The organism is Streptomyces sp. NPDC047981 (assembly GCF_040653315.1).
Taxonomy (GTDB): Bacteria; Actinomycetota; Actinomycetes; order Streptomycetales; family Streptomycetaceae; genus Streptomyces.
In genome coordinates, this window is the sequence record NZ_JBEZNQ010000003.1 from 74413 (window position 1) to 91277 (window position 16865).

The 16865-nt window shown below is 71.6% G+C and carries 15 protein-coding genes and 2 tRNA genes; 5 read left to right on the forward strand and 12 right to left on the reverse strand.

All coding sequences use genetic code 11. The features are described 5' to 3' along the window. Positions 1 to 49: 49 nt before the first annotated feature. The gene (locus tag AB0E14_RS03150; RefSeq protein WP_362411058.1) at positions 50 to 847 is read right to left on the reverse strand and encodes a hypothetical protein; all 798 of its coding nucleotides are present in this window, start codon (positions 845 to 847) and stop codon (positions 50 to 52) included. Positions 848 to 1015: 168 nt separating this feature from the next. Further along, positions 1016 to 3886, reverse strand: a complete 2871-nt coding sequence (leuS, locus tag AB0E14_RS03155) for a leucine--tRNA ligase (RefSeq protein WP_362411061.1) — start codon at positions 3884 to 3886, stop codon at positions 1016 to 1018. Positions 3887 to 4383: 497 nt separating this feature from the next. On the opposite strand from leuS, the gene AB0E14_RS03160 reads away from it, so the two are divergent. Continuing rightward, a complete protein-coding gene (locus AB0E14_RS03160; RefSeq protein ID WP_362411064.1) occupies positions 4384 to 5592 on the forward strand; it encodes a hypothetical protein in 1209 nt (402 codons plus the stop codon). Further along, positions 5589 to 7166: an NADH-ubiquinone oxidoreductase-F iron-sulfur binding region domain-containing protein gene (locus tag AB0E14_RS03165; protein ID WP_362411067.1), complete on the forward strand. Its 1578-nt coding sequence runs from the start codon at positions 5589 to 5591 to the stop codon at positions 7164 to 7166. The genes AB0E14_RS03160 and AB0E14_RS03165 overlap by 4 nt, the downstream gene beginning before the upstream one ends. Positions 7167 to 7250: 84 nt before the next feature. Here the strand turns inward: AB0E14_RS03165 and AB0E14_RS03170 are convergent. After that, positions 7251 to 7323: transfer RNA gene (locus AB0E14_RS03170), tRNA-Ala, on the reverse strand. Between the two features lie 120 nt (positions 7324 to 7443). Between AB0E14_RS03170 and AB0E14_RS03175 the strand changes: the two genes are divergently transcribed. Beyond that, on the forward strand, positions 7444 to 8682 hold the full coding sequence (locus tag AB0E14_RS03175; RefSeq protein WP_362411070.1) for a glycosyltransferase 87 family protein: 1239 nt from the start codon (positions 7444 to 7446) through the stop codon (positions 8680 to 8682). On the opposite strand, the gene AB0E14_RS03180 is transcribed toward AB0E14_RS03175, so the two are convergent. The 3 genes from AB0E14_RS03180 to AB0E14_RS03190 all read right to left on the reverse strand — a co-directional run bounded on the left by AB0E14_RS03180 (position 8661) and on the right by AB0E14_RS03190 (position 10506). Next, the gene (locus tag AB0E14_RS03180) at positions 8661 to 8894 is read right to left on the reverse strand and encodes a hypothetical protein (protein ID WP_362411073.1); all 234 of its coding nucleotides are present in this window, start codon (positions 8892 to 8894) and stop codon (positions 8661 to 8663) included. The genes AB0E14_RS03175 and AB0E14_RS03180 overlap by 22 nt on opposite strands. 3 nt (positions 8895 to 8897) lie before the next feature. Further along, the gene (locus AB0E14_RS03185; protein WP_362411076.1) at positions 8898 to 9080 is read right to left on the reverse strand and encodes a hypothetical protein; all 183 of its coding nucleotides are present in this window, start codon (positions 9078 to 9080) and stop codon (positions 8898 to 8900) included. Between the two features lie 70 nt (positions 9081 to 9150). Next, on the reverse strand, positions 9151 to 10506 hold the full coding sequence (locus AB0E14_RS03190; RefSeq protein ID WP_362411341.1) for an MFS transporter: 1356 nt from the start codon (positions 10504 to 10506) through the stop codon (positions 9151 to 9153). A gap of 181 nt (positions 10507 to 10687) precedes the next feature. Here AB0E14_RS03190 and AB0E14_RS03195 point away from each other — a divergent pair, with 181 nt between their 5' ends. Then, positions 10688 to 11554 carry a helix-turn-helix transcriptional regulator gene (locus AB0E14_RS03195; protein ID WP_362411079.1) on the forward strand — a complete coding sequence of 289 codons (867 nt, stop codon included), beginning with the start codon at positions 10688 to 10690 and terminating at the stop codon, positions 11552 to 11554. Between the two features lie 61 nt (positions 11555 to 11615). On the opposite strand, the gene AB0E14_RS03200 is transcribed toward AB0E14_RS03195, so the two are convergent. The 6 genes from AB0E14_RS03200 to AB0E14_RS03225 form a co-directional block, all read right to left on the reverse strand. Further along, positions 11616 to 11688, reverse strand: a tRNA-Ala gene (locus tag AB0E14_RS03200). Positions 11689 to 11773: 85 nt separating this feature from the next. Beyond that, positions 11774 to 12427 carry a histidine phosphatase family protein gene (locus AB0E14_RS03205; RefSeq protein WP_362411344.1) on the reverse strand — a complete coding sequence of 218 codons (654 nt, stop codon included), beginning with the start codon at positions 12425 to 12427 and terminating at the stop codon, positions 11774 to 11776. Then, the gene (gene rsfS / locus AB0E14_RS03210) at positions 12424 to 12864 is read right to left on the reverse strand and encodes a ribosome silencing factor (protein WP_362411082.1); all 441 of its coding nucleotides are present in this window, start codon (positions 12862 to 12864) and stop codon (positions 12424 to 12426) included. The genes AB0E14_RS03205 and rsfS overlap by 4 nt, the downstream gene beginning before the upstream one ends. 80 nt (positions 12865 to 12944) lie before the next feature. Continuing rightward, the gene (locus tag AB0E14_RS03215; protein WP_362411085.1) at positions 12945 to 14639 is read right to left on the reverse strand and encodes an LCP family protein; all 1695 of its coding nucleotides are present in this window, start codon (positions 14637 to 14639) and stop codon (positions 12945 to 12947) included. Between the two features lie 19 nt (positions 14640 to 14658). Continuing rightward, positions 14659 to 15279, reverse strand: coding sequence for a nicotinate-nucleotide adenylyltransferase (gene nadD, locus AB0E14_RS03220; RefSeq protein ID WP_362411088.1), 621 nt, complete (start codon positions 15277 to 15279; stop codon positions 14659 to 14661). Positions 15280 to 15331: 52 nt separating this feature from the next. Beyond that, complete coding sequence (locus AB0E14_RS03225; protein ID WP_260226309.1) at positions 15332 to 15493, reverse strand: hypothetical protein; 162 nt, start codon at positions 15491 to 15493, stop codon at positions 15332 to 15334. Between the two features lie 226 nt (positions 15494 to 15719). Between AB0E14_RS03225 and AB0E14_RS03230 the strand changes: the two genes are divergently transcribed. Beyond that, a complete protein-coding gene (locus AB0E14_RS03230) occupies positions 15720 to 16865 on the forward strand; it encodes a M48 family metalloprotease (protein WP_362411091.1) in 1146 nt (381 codons plus the stop codon).

Below are 16865 nucleotides of genomic sequence, written 5' to 3' on the forward strand. Positions count from 1 at the left end.
TTACCCGCAGGCGCGGCCGGACGGCAGTCCGCCCCCGCGTTCCACGACGTCAGGTCGTGGTTTCGGGCCGCGCGGACTTCTCCCACGGGTAGGTGGTCGCGCGCGGGTCGGGCGCCGTGATCGCCTGCGGAGCCTGCCGGTCCGGGGTCTCCTCGTCAGCGCGGGGCCCGGCCGCCGCGTCACGGCCCGCGTCGGCGCGCTCCTCGGCCTCGCCGGGCCAGGTCTGCCCCCGCTCGGCGTCCGGCGCGGGGGCGCCGGCGGCGGGCCAGGAGAACGCGTCCGAGGCGGGGTCCTGCGCGGTCGCTCCCGACCAGTGGCGGAGCGCGCCCGCCTCCAGGTCGATCTGAGCGCTCAGCGAGCCCAGGTCGTCCTCCGCGAACTTCCGCGCCCGGTCCCTGGCGGCCCAGCGCAGCGAGTCGGCCGAGTGCGTGATCCGCTCGGTGCGCTCCCGCAGGTCCTTGAGCTGCCCGGCGACCCGCGCCTTGTCCGGCTCGCGCTCCAGTCGCTTGAGGTCCTCGTCCAGCTCGCGCCCATGGGCGCTGAGCCGCTCGAAGAGGCCGAGGGACTCCCGCAGCGAGGCGTCCTCGGCCACGCCCGCCTGCAGCGCGTCCTGCGTCGCGCGCATCGAGGTCCGCAGGGAGAGCCGCAGCTGGGCCAGCTCACCCCCGACCCCGCCCTGGCCGTAGCTCTTGGCGCGGAGCGTGGTGTCCTCGACGGTGCGCCGGGCCTGGTGGATCGTGCGGTCGACGCCGCGCTTGGCGGCCTTGACCGCCTTCACGGTCGCGTACACCCCCAGCGCCACGAAGGCGAAGAAGAGCAGCGCCATGATCACAATCGCGGCTTCCATGTCCGCCCCTCCGGCGTGGGTCGAATTCCCTCGGCTGTCGTTCTTCCACGGTAAACGGAACGGGCAGGCCAGAGGTTCCAGCGGAACCCCCAACCTGCCCGTAGGGGAAACCCCCCATGCCGCGCGGCCGGTGTCAGCTGCGCGAATCGTCCGCGGAGCCGAGCCGGACTATCCGGCGACGATGTTGACCAGCTTCGGCGCCCGCACGATGACCTTGCGGATCTGCGCGCCGCCCAGCGCCGCGACGACGTGCGCGTCGCCCAGGGCCAGCGCCTCCAGCTCCGCGTCCGTGATCGACGGGGAGACCTCCAGGCGGGCCTTGACCTTGCCCTTGATCTGCACGACGCAGGTCACGGTCTCGTCGACGACGTACGCCGGGTCGGCGACCGGGAAGTCCTGGTGGACGACCGAGGCGGTGTGGCCCAGCTTGCGCCACAGCTCCTCGGCGATGTGCGGGGCCAGCGGGGCGACCAGCAGCACCAGCCGCTCGGCGACCGAGCGGGAGACCGGGCCGCCGACCTTGGTCAGGTGGTTGTTCAGCTCGGTGACCTTGGCGATGGCGGTGTTGAAGCGCATGGCCGCCATGTCCTGCGAGACGCCGTCGATCGCCTTGTGCAGGGCGCGCAGCGTGTCCTCGTCCGGCTCGGTGTCGACGACGGTCGCCTCACCGGTCGACTCGTCGACGACGTTGCGCCACAGCCGCTGCAGCAGCCGGTACTGGCCGACCACCGCGCGCGTGTCCCACGGGCGGGAGACGTCCAGCGGGCCCATCGCCATCTCGTACAGGCGCAGGGTGTCGGCGCCGAACTCGGCGCAGATCTCGTCGGGCGTGACGGCGTTCTTCAGGGACTTGCCCATCTTGCCCAGGACGCGGCTGACCTTCTCGCCCTGGTACCAGTAGCCGCCGTCGCGCTCCTCGACCTCGGCCGCCGGCACGGCGATGCCGCGCGCGTCCCGGTAGACGAAGGCCTGGATCATGCCCTGGTTGTACAGCTTGTGGAACGGCTCGGCCGAGGAGACGTGACCCAGGTCGAACAGCACCTTGGACCAGAACCGCGCGTACAGCAGGTGCAGCACGGCATGCTCGGCACCGCCGACGTACAGGTCGACACCGCCGGTGGGCATGCCCTCGCGGGGGCCCATCCAGTACTGCTCGATCGCCGGGTCGACCAGCTGCTCGGCGTTGTGCGGGTCCAGGTAGCGCAGCTCGTACCAGCAGGAACCGGCCCAGTTGGGCATGGTGTTGGTCTCGCGGCGGTACTTCTTCGGCCCGTCGCCCAGGTCCAGGGTGACGTTGACCCAGTCCTCGTTGCGGGACAGCGGCGTCTCGGGCTGGGTGTCGGCGTCGTCCGGGTCGAACGTGCGCGGCGAGTAGTCGTCGACCTCGGGCAGCTCCAGCGGCAGCATCGACTCGGGCAGCGAGTGCGCGACGCCGTCCTCGTCGTAGACGATCGGGAAGGGCTCGCCCCAGTAGCGCTGGCGGCTGAACAGCCAGTCGCGCAGGCGGAAGTTGACGGTGCCCTCGCCGATGCCGCGGTCGGCCAGCCAGGCGGTGATCTTCGCCTTGGCCTCGACGACGCCCAGGCCGTCCAGGGAGATCTCGTCGTTCGCGGAGTTGACCAGCTTCGCCTCGTAGGAGGCGAAGGCGTCGTCCCAGGCGGCCGGGTCGGTGCCGCGGTCGTCGCTCGGCTCGACGACGCAGCGCATCGGCAGCTCGAAGGCGCGGGCGAAGGCGAAGTCGCGGGTGTCGTGGGCGGGGACGGCCATGATCGCGCCGGTGCCGTAGCCCATCAGGACGTAGTCGGCGATGAAGACCGGGACATGCTCGCCGCTGACCGGGTTCGTCGCGTACGCGCCGGTGAAGACGCCGGTCTTGTCCTTGGCCTCGGCCTGCCGCTCGACGTCGGACTTGGTGGCGGCCTGCTTGCGGTAGGCGGCGACGGCGTCGGCCGGCGTGGCGTGCCCGCCCGTCCACACGTCGTGCGTACCGGCCGGCCACGCGTCCGGGACGATCTTCTCGACCAGGTCGTGCTCGGGGGCCAGGACCATGTAGGTGGCACCGAACAGGGTGTCCTGACGGGTGGTGAAGACGGTGATGGCACCGGCCTCGCCGACCTGGAAGTCGACGCGGGCTCCCTCGGAGCGGCCGATCCAGTTGCGCTGCTGCAGCTTGATGGCCTCGGGCCAGTCCAGCGCGTCCAGGTCGTCCAGCAGGCGGTCCGCGTAGGCGGTGATGCGCATGTTCCACTGGCGCAGCCTGGCCTTGAAGACGGGGAAGTTGCCGCGCTCGGAGCGGCCGTCGGCGGTGACCTCCTCGTTGGCCAGGACGGTGCCCAGGCCGGGGCACCAGTTGACCGGCGCGTCGGAGGCGTAGGCCAGGCGGTACTCGCCCAGGACGTCGGCGCGCTCGGACGCGTTCAGCTCGCTCCACGCGCGCGTGGAGCCGGGGACGTCACGGGTGCCGTTCTCGAACTGCTCTACCAGCTCGGCGATCGGGCGGGCCTTCTTGGCCTCGTCGTCGTACCAGGAGTTGAAGATCTGCAGGAAGATCCACTGGGTCCACTTGTAGTACTCCGGGTCGATCGTCGCGAACGACCGGCGCTTGTCGTGGCCCAGGCCCAGCCGGCGCAGCTGGACCTTCATGTTCTCCATGTTGGCCTCGGTGGACACGCGCGGGTGCGTGCCCGTCTGCACGGCGTACTGCTCGGCCGGCAGGCCGAAGGCGTCGAAGCCCAGGGTGTGCAGCACGTTGTGGCCGGTCATGCGCTGGTGACGGGCGAAGACGTCGGTGGCGATGTAGCCCAGCGGGTGACCGACGTGCAGGCCCGCGCCCGAGGGGTACGGGAACATGTCCATGATGAACTTCTTGGGGCGGGCCGCGACGGCGGCGTCGCCCGCCAGGTCACCCGTCGGGTTCGGCGCCTCGTAGGTTCCCTCGGCGTCCCAGAAGTCCTGCCAGCGTGCCTCGATGTCGGCGGCCATGGCCGCCGTATAACGATGCGGGGCCGCCGTCTCGGCAGCCGAATTCATCTCGCTCATGATCCTTGAAGCTCCATCGATCGTCTCTGCCCACTGCCCGCGAACTGCACTGCCACGAAATGAAAAATCCCCTCGCACAGGAGGGGACGCCGCGCCGATTCCGACCGGATCTTTCATCCGTCGGGACTGATCAGCGCGGCTCGCTAAGCAGAAGGCGTACGGCACGCATGGCGTCAGGGTACCGCAGGGCCCGCACGGGCCGCACCGACGTTCCGCCCGGCGGTCACCCACGGCCGAGGCCGCCCGAGGCGCCCGGGTTACTCCGCGTATCGACCCTATCCGGGGCAACCCCAGAGTCAGTTCTCGGCCCTGTGCGGTGTAAACGAGCAAACCACCTACCGCTCGGTATGGAGCGACTTAGCATGCGGCAACGGGACCGCTTATCCGCACCATTCGGAGTCGCACCCATGAACCCTCATCGCAAGATCCGCTCGTCCCCCGTTCCGCGAACCGGTGTGAGTCGGCCGGTTCAGGGCGGGATTTCGGTCGCGGGGCTGGTGACCATTCCCCTGCTCGTCCTCGGCGGCAGTGACGGATTCCGGGCCGCCCTCGACTTCACCAGCGGTGTGCTGTCGCTGGTCTCCCTCACGGCGTCGGTCGCCTGGGGGCTGATCGCGACCGACCGGCTGCTGCTCTCCGCCCGGCACCGGCTGCTCGCCCAGGGGATCCACCGCGCCACCGCGGTCGCCGCGCTCGGCTTCCTGCTGCTGCACGGCACCGTGAAGGTCGCCCTCGGCCGGGTCGAACCGCTCGGCGCGCTGCTCCCCTTCGGGCTCGGTGTCACCGGGAGCTCGGCGCTCATCGGCTTCGGCTCGCTCGCCGGGCTCCTCATGGTCGTCACGGCCGCGACCGGGGCGCTGCGCAGCACCCTGGCGGGCCGGAGCCGGTTCGCCGCCCGCTGGCGCCCGCTGCACATGCTGGCGTACCCGGCCTGGTGCTTCGCCCTGGTCCACGGGCTGTACGCGGGCCGGCCCGCCGCCACGTGGGTCCTGGTCATGTACTGCCTGGCGCTGACCTCGGTCGCGGCGGCCGTCTCGCTCCGGTTGCTGCCCGCCCCCGCGCAGCGCGCGCTCGCGGACCGGTTCGCCGCCCTCCTGGCGTCCCTGGAGGGCCGCACCGGACGCACCGGATGCATCAGCCGCACCCGGCCTCCCGAGGAGGACCCCGCGGCCGGGACCGCCGAGAACGCCAGGAACGCCGAAAGCGCCGAGAACCCGGCAAGCACGTCCACCGCGCCCGTCCCCGACGAACCCGCCACGCTGTCCGCCGAGTGGCTCGACCGCCCCGCTCCCGGTGTCCCCGCCGGATTCTCGGCCGCCTACCGCGCGGTGTCCCGCGCCATCGGCGACGCCCGCCCCGAACCCGCCCCGGACACCCCGGAGCCCGTCCCTTACGTGCCGGAGCCCGCCCCTTACGCCGCCTCGGAGCGCCCCCCGTACCGCTCCGAGCCCGTCCCGTACGCCGCCACGAGCGATCTCGGCGGCCCTGCCCCGCTCGCCGAGCGCGTGCCCCTGACCGAGGAGATACCCGTCGTCCCCGACCCGCCCCGCCGCCCCGGCTACTGGCCCGCTCCCTCGCCCCCGATGCCGACCTACGCGGCCCCGGCCCAGATGCCGACGTACGCGGCGCCGCCGCCGGCGCCGCCCTACGCCACCCCGCCGCCGGCGGGTGAGCCCTGGACCGCGCCCTCTGGAGACCGCCCGTGAACGCACCGCTCCCCGACGTCCCCGAGGTACGGGTGGTCGGCCTGCCCCAGCTCACCCAGGGGTTCGACCTGGTCGAACGGCTCGGTCTCGACATGCACCTGAAGGTGCACGGGCCACTCGACCCCATGGGCGGCGAGCAGCTGGCCCGGCTCGCGGACGAGATGTCCCTGCACGGGCGCGGTGGCGCCGGTTTTCCCTTCGGCCGCAAGCTCAGGGCGGTCGGTCAGGCGGCGATCCGCCGCGGGGTGCGGCCGGTGGTCGTGGTCAACGGCAGCGAGGGCGAGCCCGCCTGCCGCAAGGACACCGTGCTGCTGAACCGCGCCCCACACCTGATCCTGGACGGCGCGCTGCTTGCGGCGGAGGCCCTCGGCGCCCGGACGCTGATCGTGGCCGTCACCCGTAACTCCACGGAGATATCCGTCCGGGCGGCGCTCTCCGAGCGCGGCCTGTCCGACCGGCGTGGACAGGGTCTACGCGCGCGTGTCGTCCGTACTCCCGAGCGGATGGTCTCCGGGGAGGCCTCCGCGGTGATCCGCGCGGCGGGCGGCGGCCCCGCCCTGCCTCCCGGCCGCAGGGAGCGCGCGGCCGAGTCGGGGGTGGGCGGCGCGCCGACCCTGCTGTCGAACGCCGAGACCTTCGCCCAGCTGGCCGTGGCGGCCCGGATCGGACCGCGCCGCTACCGCCACACCGGCCTGGACGCGGAACCCGGCACGGTCATGCTGACCCTGTCCGGCGCGGTCGCGCGCCCCATGGTCGTCGAGGTGCCCACCGGGGTCCCGCTGCGGTACGTGCTCCAGCTGGCGGGGGCCCCGCCGCTGCCCCAGGGCGTCCTCACGGGCGGCTACCACGGCAGCTGGATCGACTCGGTCGCGGTCGACGACGCGGTCGTCTCGCGGGCGTCCCTGGCCGCCGTCGGCGGCGCGCTGGGAGCCGGGGCGATCCTGCCGATCGGGCCCGAGACCTGCCCGCTCGGGGAGTCGCTGCGGGTGGCGAACTGGCTTGCGGCGGAGACGGCCGGTCAGTGCGGGCCGTGCCGGCTCGGCCTCCCCGCGGCGGCCGGCGGCCTGTCCGACGTCCTGAACGGGGGCGGCCCCGCCGCGCTGGCGGCGCTGCGGGAGGTCACCCAGGCGGTCAAGGGCAGGGGCGCGTGCAAGCACCCGGACGGTTCGGCCCGTTTCCTCGCGTCGACGGTGTCGGCGTTCACGGACGATCTTGCCGCGCATGTCCTCGGCGGTGGCTGCGGCCGCCCGACCCTCGGCGTGCTGCCGCTGCCCGGGCCCGGTCACCAGGAGTGGGAGGAGTCGATTCCGAGCGGCGAGAAGCTGGCCGTGGACTGGACGCTCTGCCAGGGGCACGGGCTGTGCGCGGACATCGTGCCGGAGCTGATCCGGCTGGGCCCCGACGGTTTTCCGGCGCTCGCCGACGCCTCCGTGCCCACCCATCTGCGCGGCCGGGCCCAGCGGGCCGTACGCCGCTGTCCCGCGCTGGCGCTGCGGGTCGAGGCCACGTCCCCCGAGCGGCCGGCGCTGCCGCCCGGCGGCGGACCCAAGGCACTGGGCAGCGGCAGGGGTTGACCCTGGTCGGCCCCGGCGACGGGGCCGACGGCACACGAAGAAGCGGACCATCCGATCCGGATGGTCCGCTTCTTTTCCTTCTTGTGGAGCTAAGGAGAATTGAACTCCTGACCTCCTGCATGCCATGCAGGCGCTCTACCAACTGAGCTATAGCCCCTTGCTGTCCGCCCCGTTCCGGGTTTCCCCCGCGGCGACAGACAGAACATTAACCGGCCTCCCGGGGGATCACCAAATCGTTTCCCTGGGCGTTCGAACCCGGCGGGTAGGGTCGCCCTCTGTGACCGCGTCCGTGATCTCCCGAACCCGCGCCCGTCAGTGGCCCCTCGCCACCGCTGTGGCGGTCTGCCTCCTGTCGTTCGCCGCCTTCTGGGTGGCGCAGCGGCTGGCCCACGTGAACATGCTCGACGTGATGGTCTACCGGGCCGAGGGAGAGACGGTCCGGGCCGGCGGTGACCTCTACGCGATGCGCGCGACCTCGGCGAATCTCGCCATGACGTACCCGCCCTTCGCGGGGCTGTTGTTCGTGCCGCTGACGTTCGTCGACGTCCCGCTGATGCGGACGCTGGCCACGGCCGGGAACCTGCTGCTCGTCCTGGCGCTGGTCCAGCTCTCGCTGCGGCTCGTGCGGCCGTCCCTCTCCGGCGAGCGGCTCTGGCGCGCCGCGCTCCTGGTGGCGGCGGTCGTCGTCTGGTGCGAGCCGGTGTGGACGACGCTGCGGTACGGCCAGATCAACCTGCTCATCGCGGTGGCCGTGCTGTGGGACTTCACACGCCGGGAGGGCAGCCGCTGGGCGGGCGTGGGCATCGGCCTCGCGACTGCGGTGAAGCTCACACCGGGACTCTTCGTCGTCCTCGTGCTCGCGGCCGGGCTGCTCCAGTGGCGCCGCGAGCGGCGCTGGAACGCCTGGCTGCGGATGGCCGCCACCGCGACGGCGGTGTTCCTCGGGACGACCCTCGCGAGCGCGCTGGCCCTGCCCTACGACTCCAAGCGCTTCTGGACCCACACGCTCTTCGAGACCGGCCGGGTCGGCTTCGCCGAGGAGACCGCCAACCAGTCGCTGCGCGGCGTACTGGCCCGACTGATGCACACCGACGATCCCGGTCTGCTGTGGGCGGTCGTCGCGGCCGCCCTCGGAGGCGCGGCGATGGTGCTGGCGGTGCGGGCCGCGCTGCGCGGGGACAAGGCCCTGGCCGTGATCGTCTGCGCGGTCACGGCGCTCATGATCAGCCCGATCTCGTGGTCCCACCACTGGGTGTGGTGCGTGCCGCTGCTGGTGCTGCTGGTCGACCGTCGTGAGCGGATACGGCCGGCCTGGACGGTCTGGGCGGTGCCGCTGGTCTTCGCCTCGTTCGCGCTCTGGTGGGTGCCGCACGACCCGGGCCGCCCCGAACTCGACCAGAACGCCGGTCAGATGCTGCTCTCGGCGGTCTATCCGCTGACCGCGACGGCGCTGTTCGTGGGGTACGCGCTCACGCGCCGGGCCACGGACGGGAATCAGGCCGTGGCGAAGGAGTAGAACCGCTTGAGGGTGCAGTGTTCGTCGAGGAGCCGGCCGTAGATCGGCTCCCCTTCGAGTTCACGGTAGGTCTCGATGGGGTCGCCTTTTATGATCAGCGCCCGCGCGCACTCCTCGCACCAGTACTGGTACTCGACATTCACCGGGTCCATGTCCCGGACGATGGGCGTACCACTGCCGCACCAGTCGCATTTCCGCCTGTGTGCACCCATCACTCAGCTCCAGCTGTGGCCGCAGGACGTGCACACATAGGACACTCCGCCGTAGTCACCGAGCATTGGGGCCACCTGGGCGGAACCGCACGAGGGGCAGTCGATCAGAGCCTCGGAGCGTTCCGCGGACTCGACGGGCTCGGTGACGGCATGGGCCTCGGCATCCTCGACACCGCTCACGGCCAACGCGCACTCCCTCCGCCCGGACCCTCGTTCCCCTCCGGCCGTCCGATTCTGCCATGGCCCCGCAAGGGGGTCAGCGGGCTCGTCGCACGAGGGCGGTCGACGCGCCCAAGATCGACGCGGCCGCAAGGGCGAGGGCGCACGCCCACAGCGCCTCCGCGGAGTCATACGCCCCTGGCGTGTGCAGCCGTCCCAGGAAGACCGTACCGAAGGCCGCCACACCGATCAGCTGACCGAGTTGTGTGACGGTGGCGAGGAGTCCGCCGGCGTCGGCGGCGTCCTCGGGCCTGACGGCCGCCAGCGCGCCGGTCAGGGCCGGGCTGAAGGCGAGTGCGAGCCCTCCTCCCATGGCGACGAAGGCCGGGTAGAGGGCCCAGCCGCCGGTGCCGCCGCCCCGGAGGAGGGCGCCCATGGCCAGGGCGGCGGCCGCGGCGGTGAGGAACCCGGCGGGGACGAGGACGCGCTGCGCGCGGGCGGGCAGGCGGCGCCAGGTGAGGCCGAACACACCGAAGACGACGGCGGCCGGCGCGAAGGTGAGACCCGCGCGCAGGGCGCTGTACCCGAGCCCTCCTTGCAGGTGCAGGGTCAGAGTGAACAGGAAGCCCGCGTTGACGGCCATCGCCACGGCGATCCGGAACGCGGCCCGTCCGATGCCGGGGATCCGCAGGACGCGTGGGGCGATGAGCGGCGCGCCGCCCCTGCGGGCGAGCCGCGACTCGTACCCGCCGAGGACCACGGCCAGGGCCGCGGCGGCCGCGAGCGAGAGCCAGGCCCACAGGGGCCAGTCCTGCTCCTGTCCGAGGACCAGCGGGACGGTCAGGAGTGAGACGACCGCCGCGAGGAGGACGAGGCCCGGCAGGTCGAGGGGGCGGGAGCGTGCGGGTTCGGTGTGCGCGTCGCGCGGCAGGACGCGCGCGCCGAGCGCCAGCAGGGCCACGCCGATCGGCACGTTCACGAGGAACACCGGCCGCCACCCGCTGCCGAGGAGATCCGCGCTGACGAGGACACCGCCGACGACCTGGCCTGCGGCGGCGCCGGTGGCGAGCACCGCCGCGTACGCCCCGAGGGCACGGACCCGGTCCTCGCCCGTGAACGCGCGCTGGATGAGGCTGAGCACCTGCGGGATCATCAGGGCCGCCCCGGCGCCCTGGACGATCCGGAACGCGATCAACTGGCCCGTGTCGGCCGCCAGTCCGCAGGCGAGCGAGGCGGCGGTGAAGACGGCGAGCCCGCCGAGGTACGCCCGGCGGTGGCCGAAACGGTCACCGAGCCGCGCGCCCGTGACCAGCAGGACCGCGTAGGCGATGGTGTATCCGGCGACGACCAGCTGAAGTCCTGCCCCGGAGGTGCCCAGTTCGGCACGGATCGTGGGGGCGGCGACATTGACGATGAAGACGTCGAGCAGCGCCATGAACTGCGCGGCGAGCACCACCGCGAGCAGCAGCGTCCGCCGATTGTCGGTGCCACCGTCTTTACTGAGTACGGGATGTGTCGGGGTCGTCGTCATGGCAGCCAGCGTGACGAGGGTCCGATACGGGTAACGAGAGCCCGCCGATGCTGGTACTGACACCACCTGGCAACGGCGGTACGCGGACTCGACCATGGGGGGTGTGACGATCTTGGCAGCACCGGCACAGCCGCGCCGCAGACACGAACTGGCCGCGTTCCTGCGCGGCCGCCGGGCCCGGGTGACTCCGGAGGACGTGGGGATGCCACCGGGCCTGCGCCGCCGCACGCCAGGGCTGCGCCGCGAGGAGGTCGCCCAGCTCTCCGGCGTCGGCGTCACCTGGTACACCTGGCTGGAACAGGGCCGTCCGATCAACGCCTCCGCCCAGGTGCTCGACGCGGTGGCCCGTGTCCTCCGGCTCGACCGGCCCGAGCGCGAGCATCTGTACCACCTGGCGGAGGTGCCGTTCGCGCCGGACCACGCCACCGAGGACGTGGACGCGGTCAGCCCGGAGATCCAGGGCATCCTGGACGCCCTGGTCCCGCATCCGGCGGTCGTCTACAACAGCCGGTACGACGTGCTGGCGACCAACTCGACGTACCGGCTGCTCTTCGCCGCGCCGGAGACCACCCCGGCCGACGTACGCAATGTCCTGTGGACGCTCTTCACGGTCGAGGACCACCGCTGTCCGCTCGTCGACAGGGGGCGCGAGCTTCCGCTGATGGTGGCCCAGATGCGCGGCGCGTACGGCCGGCATGTCGGTGAGCCCGCCTGGGAGGGGTTCGTCCGCAGGCTCGCGGCGGCGAGCCCGGAGTTCGCCCGGCTCTGGCGCAGCGGCGACGTGGTCCCGCCCGGGAGCCACGTCAAGACCTTCCGTCACGACGCCGTGGGAGAGCTGCGGATGACCTCGGTGTCGCTCTCGATCAACGGGATGCCGGAGTGCCGGATCGTCGCCTACACCCCCAACGACGAGGAGAGCAGACGGGCGATCGAGACACTCCGCGCCGTGGGGGTGGACACCTGGACATGAGCGGCCGGGGAAGGGGAAACGACGAATCCCGCCCCCTGGTGGGGACGGGATTCGGTGACTGTGGAGCTAAGGAGAATTGAACTCCTGACCTCCTGCATGCCATGCAGGCGCTCTACCAACTGAGCTATAGCCCCTCGTGTTCTTCGCGCTCCGCGCTGCGAACAAGAAGAACTTTAGCCTGTGACCTGCCGGAAAGTGAAATCCGGGTCGGAGGGCCGCTCAGTCGTCGTCGCCGAGCACCGGTTCGGGCAGGGTGCCGGCGTTGTGCTCCAGGAGCCGCCAGCCCCGGGCGCCCTCGCCGAGGACGGACCAGCAGCAGTTGGAGAGCCCACCGAGGCTCTCCCAGTGCCGCGCCTCCAGGCCGAGGAGCCGGCCGATGGTGGTGCGGATGGTGCCGCCGTGGCTCACGACGACGAGGGTGCCGTCCTCGGGCAGCTTGTCGGCGTACTCGAGCACGAGCGGGGCGGCCCGGTCGGCGACCTCGGTCTCCAGCTCGCCGCCGCCCCTGCGCACGGGCTCGCCGCGCTTCCAGGCGGCGTACTGCTCGCCGTAGCGCGCGACGATCTCGTCGTGGGTCAGCCCCTGCCACTCCCCCGCGTACGTCTCGCGCAGGGCGGAGTCGTGCGTGACGAGGTGGCCGGTGATCGCGGACAGCTCGGCGGCGGTGGCCGCGGCCCGCTTCAGGTCGGAGGCGATGATCGCGTCCGGCTTCAGCGAGGCGAGCAGCCGGGCGGCCCGGCGCGCCTGGGCGAGGCCGGTCTCGGTCAGCTCGATGTCCGTGGATCCCTGGAACCTGCGCTCCAGGTTCCACGAGGTCTGACCGTGCCGCCACAGGACGATGCGGCGGCCGCTGCCGCCCTTGGTGGTGCTCAGCTCAGCTCACCGTCCGTCTCCTCGCCGACGCCGGTCAGCGCGGCGTGCTCGGCGGCCTTGCCGCGGGTCTTCAGGGCGTCCTCGGGCAGCGGCAGCTCGGGGCAGTCCTTCCACAGCCGCTCCAGGGCGTAGAAGATCCGCTCCTCGCTGTGCTGGACGTGGACGACGATGTCCACGTAGTCCAGCAGGATCCAGCGGGCGTCGCGGTCGCCCTCGCGGCGGACCGGCTTGGCGCCGAGGTCCTTGTTGAGCCGCTCCTCGATCTCGTCGACGATCGACTTGACCTGGCGGTCGTTGGGCGCGGAGGCGAGCAGGAAGGCGTCGGTGATCGACAGCACATCGCTGACGTCGTACGCGATGATGTCGTGCGCGAGCCGGTCGGCCGCCGCCTGGGCGGCGGCGTTGACGAGCTCGATGGAGCGATCCGTGGCGGTCACAAGCAGGCTTTCGTCGGCGGTCAGAGACACATCAAGGGTCTCACGTACCGCCGACCGCACCGCAAACGATTACGAACGGGTCACTTCTTGCTCCCGGGGATCTTGTAATCCTGGCCCAGGACCACCGTGACATCGGCGTTTCCGGCGGGCTTGCCCTTCTTCACCGCGCCGTCCGGAAGGCCGAGCGTCTTGGCGACCTCGCCGGCGGTCGCCTTCTGAGCGTCGTCGGCGTACAGGACCTGGGACGTCTCCTGGGTGTCCGCGTCGGCGCCGCCCACGAAGGCGAAGCCTCCGTTGACCAGGACGACCCTGGCGGCCTCGGTGGCGTCCTTGCCGGTGGCGTCCTTGACCGAGACCCGGACCGCCGCGCCCTGCTCGGGAGCGCTGACCTTGCCGCCGAGGATGTCCTTGACCACGCTGTCGGCCGCGGCCTCGGTGAGCGAGCCGTCCTGCTCCACCGGGAGCACGGCCGTCTTGTAGTCGCCGCCCTTGGCGTGCTTGGCAAGACCGGCGAGCGAGGCGCCGAGGTCCTTCTCCGGCAGGGACGGGTCGAGGATCATGACCAGCGTCGCGATGGTGTCCGCGTTGGCCTTGGGGTCGTCGGACATCTTCCGCAGCACGCCGTAGAGGACCTGGCCGAAGCGCTGGAGCTGCTTGGCCTCGGCCTCGCCGGGCGCTCGGTAGGTGGCGTAGGCGACGGCGGCGCGGCCGTTCAGCGTCTGGTTCTCGCCCTTGGTGACGAGCGGGTCCTCGCCCTTCTTGTCACTGGGCACGGTGACGTCGGTGGTGAGGTCGATGTTGCTGACCAGCTCGACCAGGTTCTCCAGGAACGGGGAGTCCAGGCGCCAGGTGCCGGTGATCTTCGTTCCGAGGAGGTTGCCGACCGCCTCCCGCGTGCCGCTGGAGCCATCGTCCTCGACGGACTTGGCGAGCGTGGTCGCGGCGCCCTCGGAGTTGGACACGGACAGGCTGTTGGGGAGCAGGACGGTGGTGCCCTGCTGGGTCGTGGTGTTGTCGACGAGGAGGGCCGTGGAGGTGGTGCCGCTCTTGATGTCGTGCAGGTGCACGACGATCGTGTCGCGCTTCTGCGGCCCGGTCGCGGTGTTCTGCTTCTGCTCCTCGCCGGACATGCCGGGGAGCTTGCCCGCGGACCAGAGGTAGCCGACCCCGCCGACGGCGGCGAGGGCCAGGACCACGATGAGGGCGACGACCTTGTTGCGGCCGCGCCGCCTGGCCTCCTCGCGCCGCTCGGAGCGGCTCTCGGTGAACTTGAGCCAGTCGATGACGTCTTCGGAGTCCTCGTCGGGCTCCTCGATGAACGAGAACTGCTCGGTGCGGTAGTCGCGGTCGCCACCGCTCTCCGGAGCGGGGCGCTGACCGGGCACTCCGGGCGGCGCGGCCACCGGCGCGGAGGCGGGTGGGGCGGCGGGGGCCGTGTCGGCCTGGACGGCCCACTGCCGGCCGGTGTCGTACGAGGAGTGGCCGTAGCCCTGCTGCGGCTGCTGCTGCCCGTACGGGTCGTACTGCGGCTGCTGGGGAGGCTGAGGCTGCTGGGGCTGGACGGGCTGCCCGTAGGCGTCGTAGCCATAGCCCTGCTGCTGTCCCTGGTGCTGCGCCTGCTGTCCCTGGTGCTGGACATGCTGCTGCTGGGCATACGGGTCGTACGGCTGCTGCGCCTGCGCCGGCACCTGCTGGTACACCGGTTGCCCGTACTCGTCGTAGCCGATGATCTGCGGCTGCGGGTAGTACGGGTCGTACGGGTTCTGGTCGTTCACCGGTGCCCCTCTCCGAGGCTCACTCGCCGCGGTACAACTGGCGCTTGTCGATGTAGCGAACCACACCGTCCGGCACCAAATACCAGACCGGATCGCCCTTGGCGACCCTCGCCCGGCAGTCGGTGGAGGAGATGGCGAGTGCGGGAACCTCGACGAGCGAGACGCCCCCCTTGGGCAGGCCGTCGTCCGTGAGGTCGTGGCCCGGCCGGGTGACGCCGATGAAGTGGGCGAGCGAGAACAGCTCCTCCGCGTCGCGCCACGTGAGGATCTGGGAGAGCGCGTCGGCACCCGTGATGAAGAAGAGGTCCGCGTCGCTGTTGAGGGAGCGCAGGTCCCGCAGGGTGTCGATGGTGTACGTGGGCCCGCCCCGGTCGATCTCGATACGGCTGACCGAGAACTGCGGGTTGGACGCCGTCGCGATGACCGTCATCAGATAGCGGTCCTCGGCCGCCGACACGGCCTTGTGGCTCTTCTGCCACGGCTGCCCGGTCGGCACGAACACCACCTCGTCCAGGTGGAACAGGGCGGCCACCTCACTGGCGGCCACCAGGTGTCCGTGGTGGATCGGGTCGAACGTTCCGCCCATCACGCCGAGTCGGCGCTTGCCGCGGCCGCCAGTAGGCACTTCCTGCTCTCCCATGCGTGCAGAGCCTACTGGCACGGCAGCGGGCGCCTTCGGTCCGGTCTCCGGCTCAGCGGTCGCGGTTGAAGCGGGTGGTGATCCACAGCAGCAGGAGCAGCGCGCCCAGCGCGCCGAAACCGGTGAGGTAGGGGTTGAGGCTGTCGTGGTTGCCACCGTGCTCGGCGCCCTCGGCGAGCATGACCAGGTTCGCGGCGGTGCTGTGGAGGCTCATCTTCGGCAGGACCTATCGATCGGGGATGGGAGCGGAGACTTCGCGCACATCGTATGCGGGCCGTCCGGGCACGCTCACGCCGACTCAGTCGTTGACCGGGCTGTCGTACCCCGCCGTCGCCCCCGTGCCGGAGTTATCCACAGGCTCGGGCGCTCCGGGACCCCAGCACCTAGGCTGGGACGCGTCAGGGGGACGAGCAAGGTCTCGTACGAACAGGGGGCATCCAATGACCGAGAAGTCCGACAACGGCCGGGAGAACGTGCCGAGCAGGCAGCGCAGGCGCTTCCCCGGTATCTCCTCACGCGCCTACGAGCACCCGGCGGACCGTTCGGCGCTCGTGGCGCTGCGCAAGCTCACCGGCTTCGACACGGTCTTCAAGGCGCTGAGCGGGCTGCTGCCCGAGCGGAGCCTGCGACTGCTCTTCCTCTCCGACTCCGTGCGGGTGAGCGAGGCCCAGTTCTCCCACCTCAACGACATGCTGAGGGACGCCTGTTACATCCTGGACCTGGAGAAGGTCCCGCCGATGTACGTCACGCAGGACCCGAAGCCGAACGCGATGTGCATCGGCCTGGACGAGCCGATCATCGTGGTCACCACCGGCCTCGTGGAGCTGCTCGACGAGGAGGAGATGCGCGCGGTCGTCGGCCACGAGGTGGGCCACGCCCTCTCCGGTCACTCCGTGTACCGCACGATCCTGCTGTTCCTCACCAGCCTGGCGGTCAAGGTCGCCTGGATCCCGCTCGGGAACGTGGCGATCATGGCGATCGTGACCGCGCTGCGGGAGTGGTTCCGCAAGTCCGAGCTGTCGGCGGACCGGGCGGGTCTGCTGGTGGGCCAGGATCTGCAGGCCTCGATGCGCGGTCTGATGAAGATCGCCGGTGGCAACCATCTGCACGAGATGAACGTGGACGCGTTCCTCGCCCAGGCCGACGAGTACGAGAAGGGCGGCGACCTGCGCGACTCCGTCCTGAAGATCCTCAACGTGCTCCCGCGCACGCACCCCTTCACGACCGTCCGGGCGGCCGAGCTGAAGAAGTGGTCCGAGACCCGGGACTACCAGCGGATCATGGACGGCCACTACCCGCGGCGCGAGGAGGACAAGGACACCTCGGTGACCGACTCCTTCCGGGAATCCGCCGGGCACTACGCCGAATCGGTGCGCACCAGCAAGGACCCGCTGATGAAGCTGGTCGGCGACATCGCGGGCGGCGCGGGCGACCTGGCGGGCGACCTCGGCGGGAAGCTGCGCAGCAGGTTCGGCGGCGGCACGGCGGCGCGCGGCGACGGCGGCACGGCCGGTGGCGAGAAGGGCGACGCCGGCGGCGAGGCCGGCGAGAGCGGCAGAGGCGGCGGCGCTCCGAGCGAGGGCTGA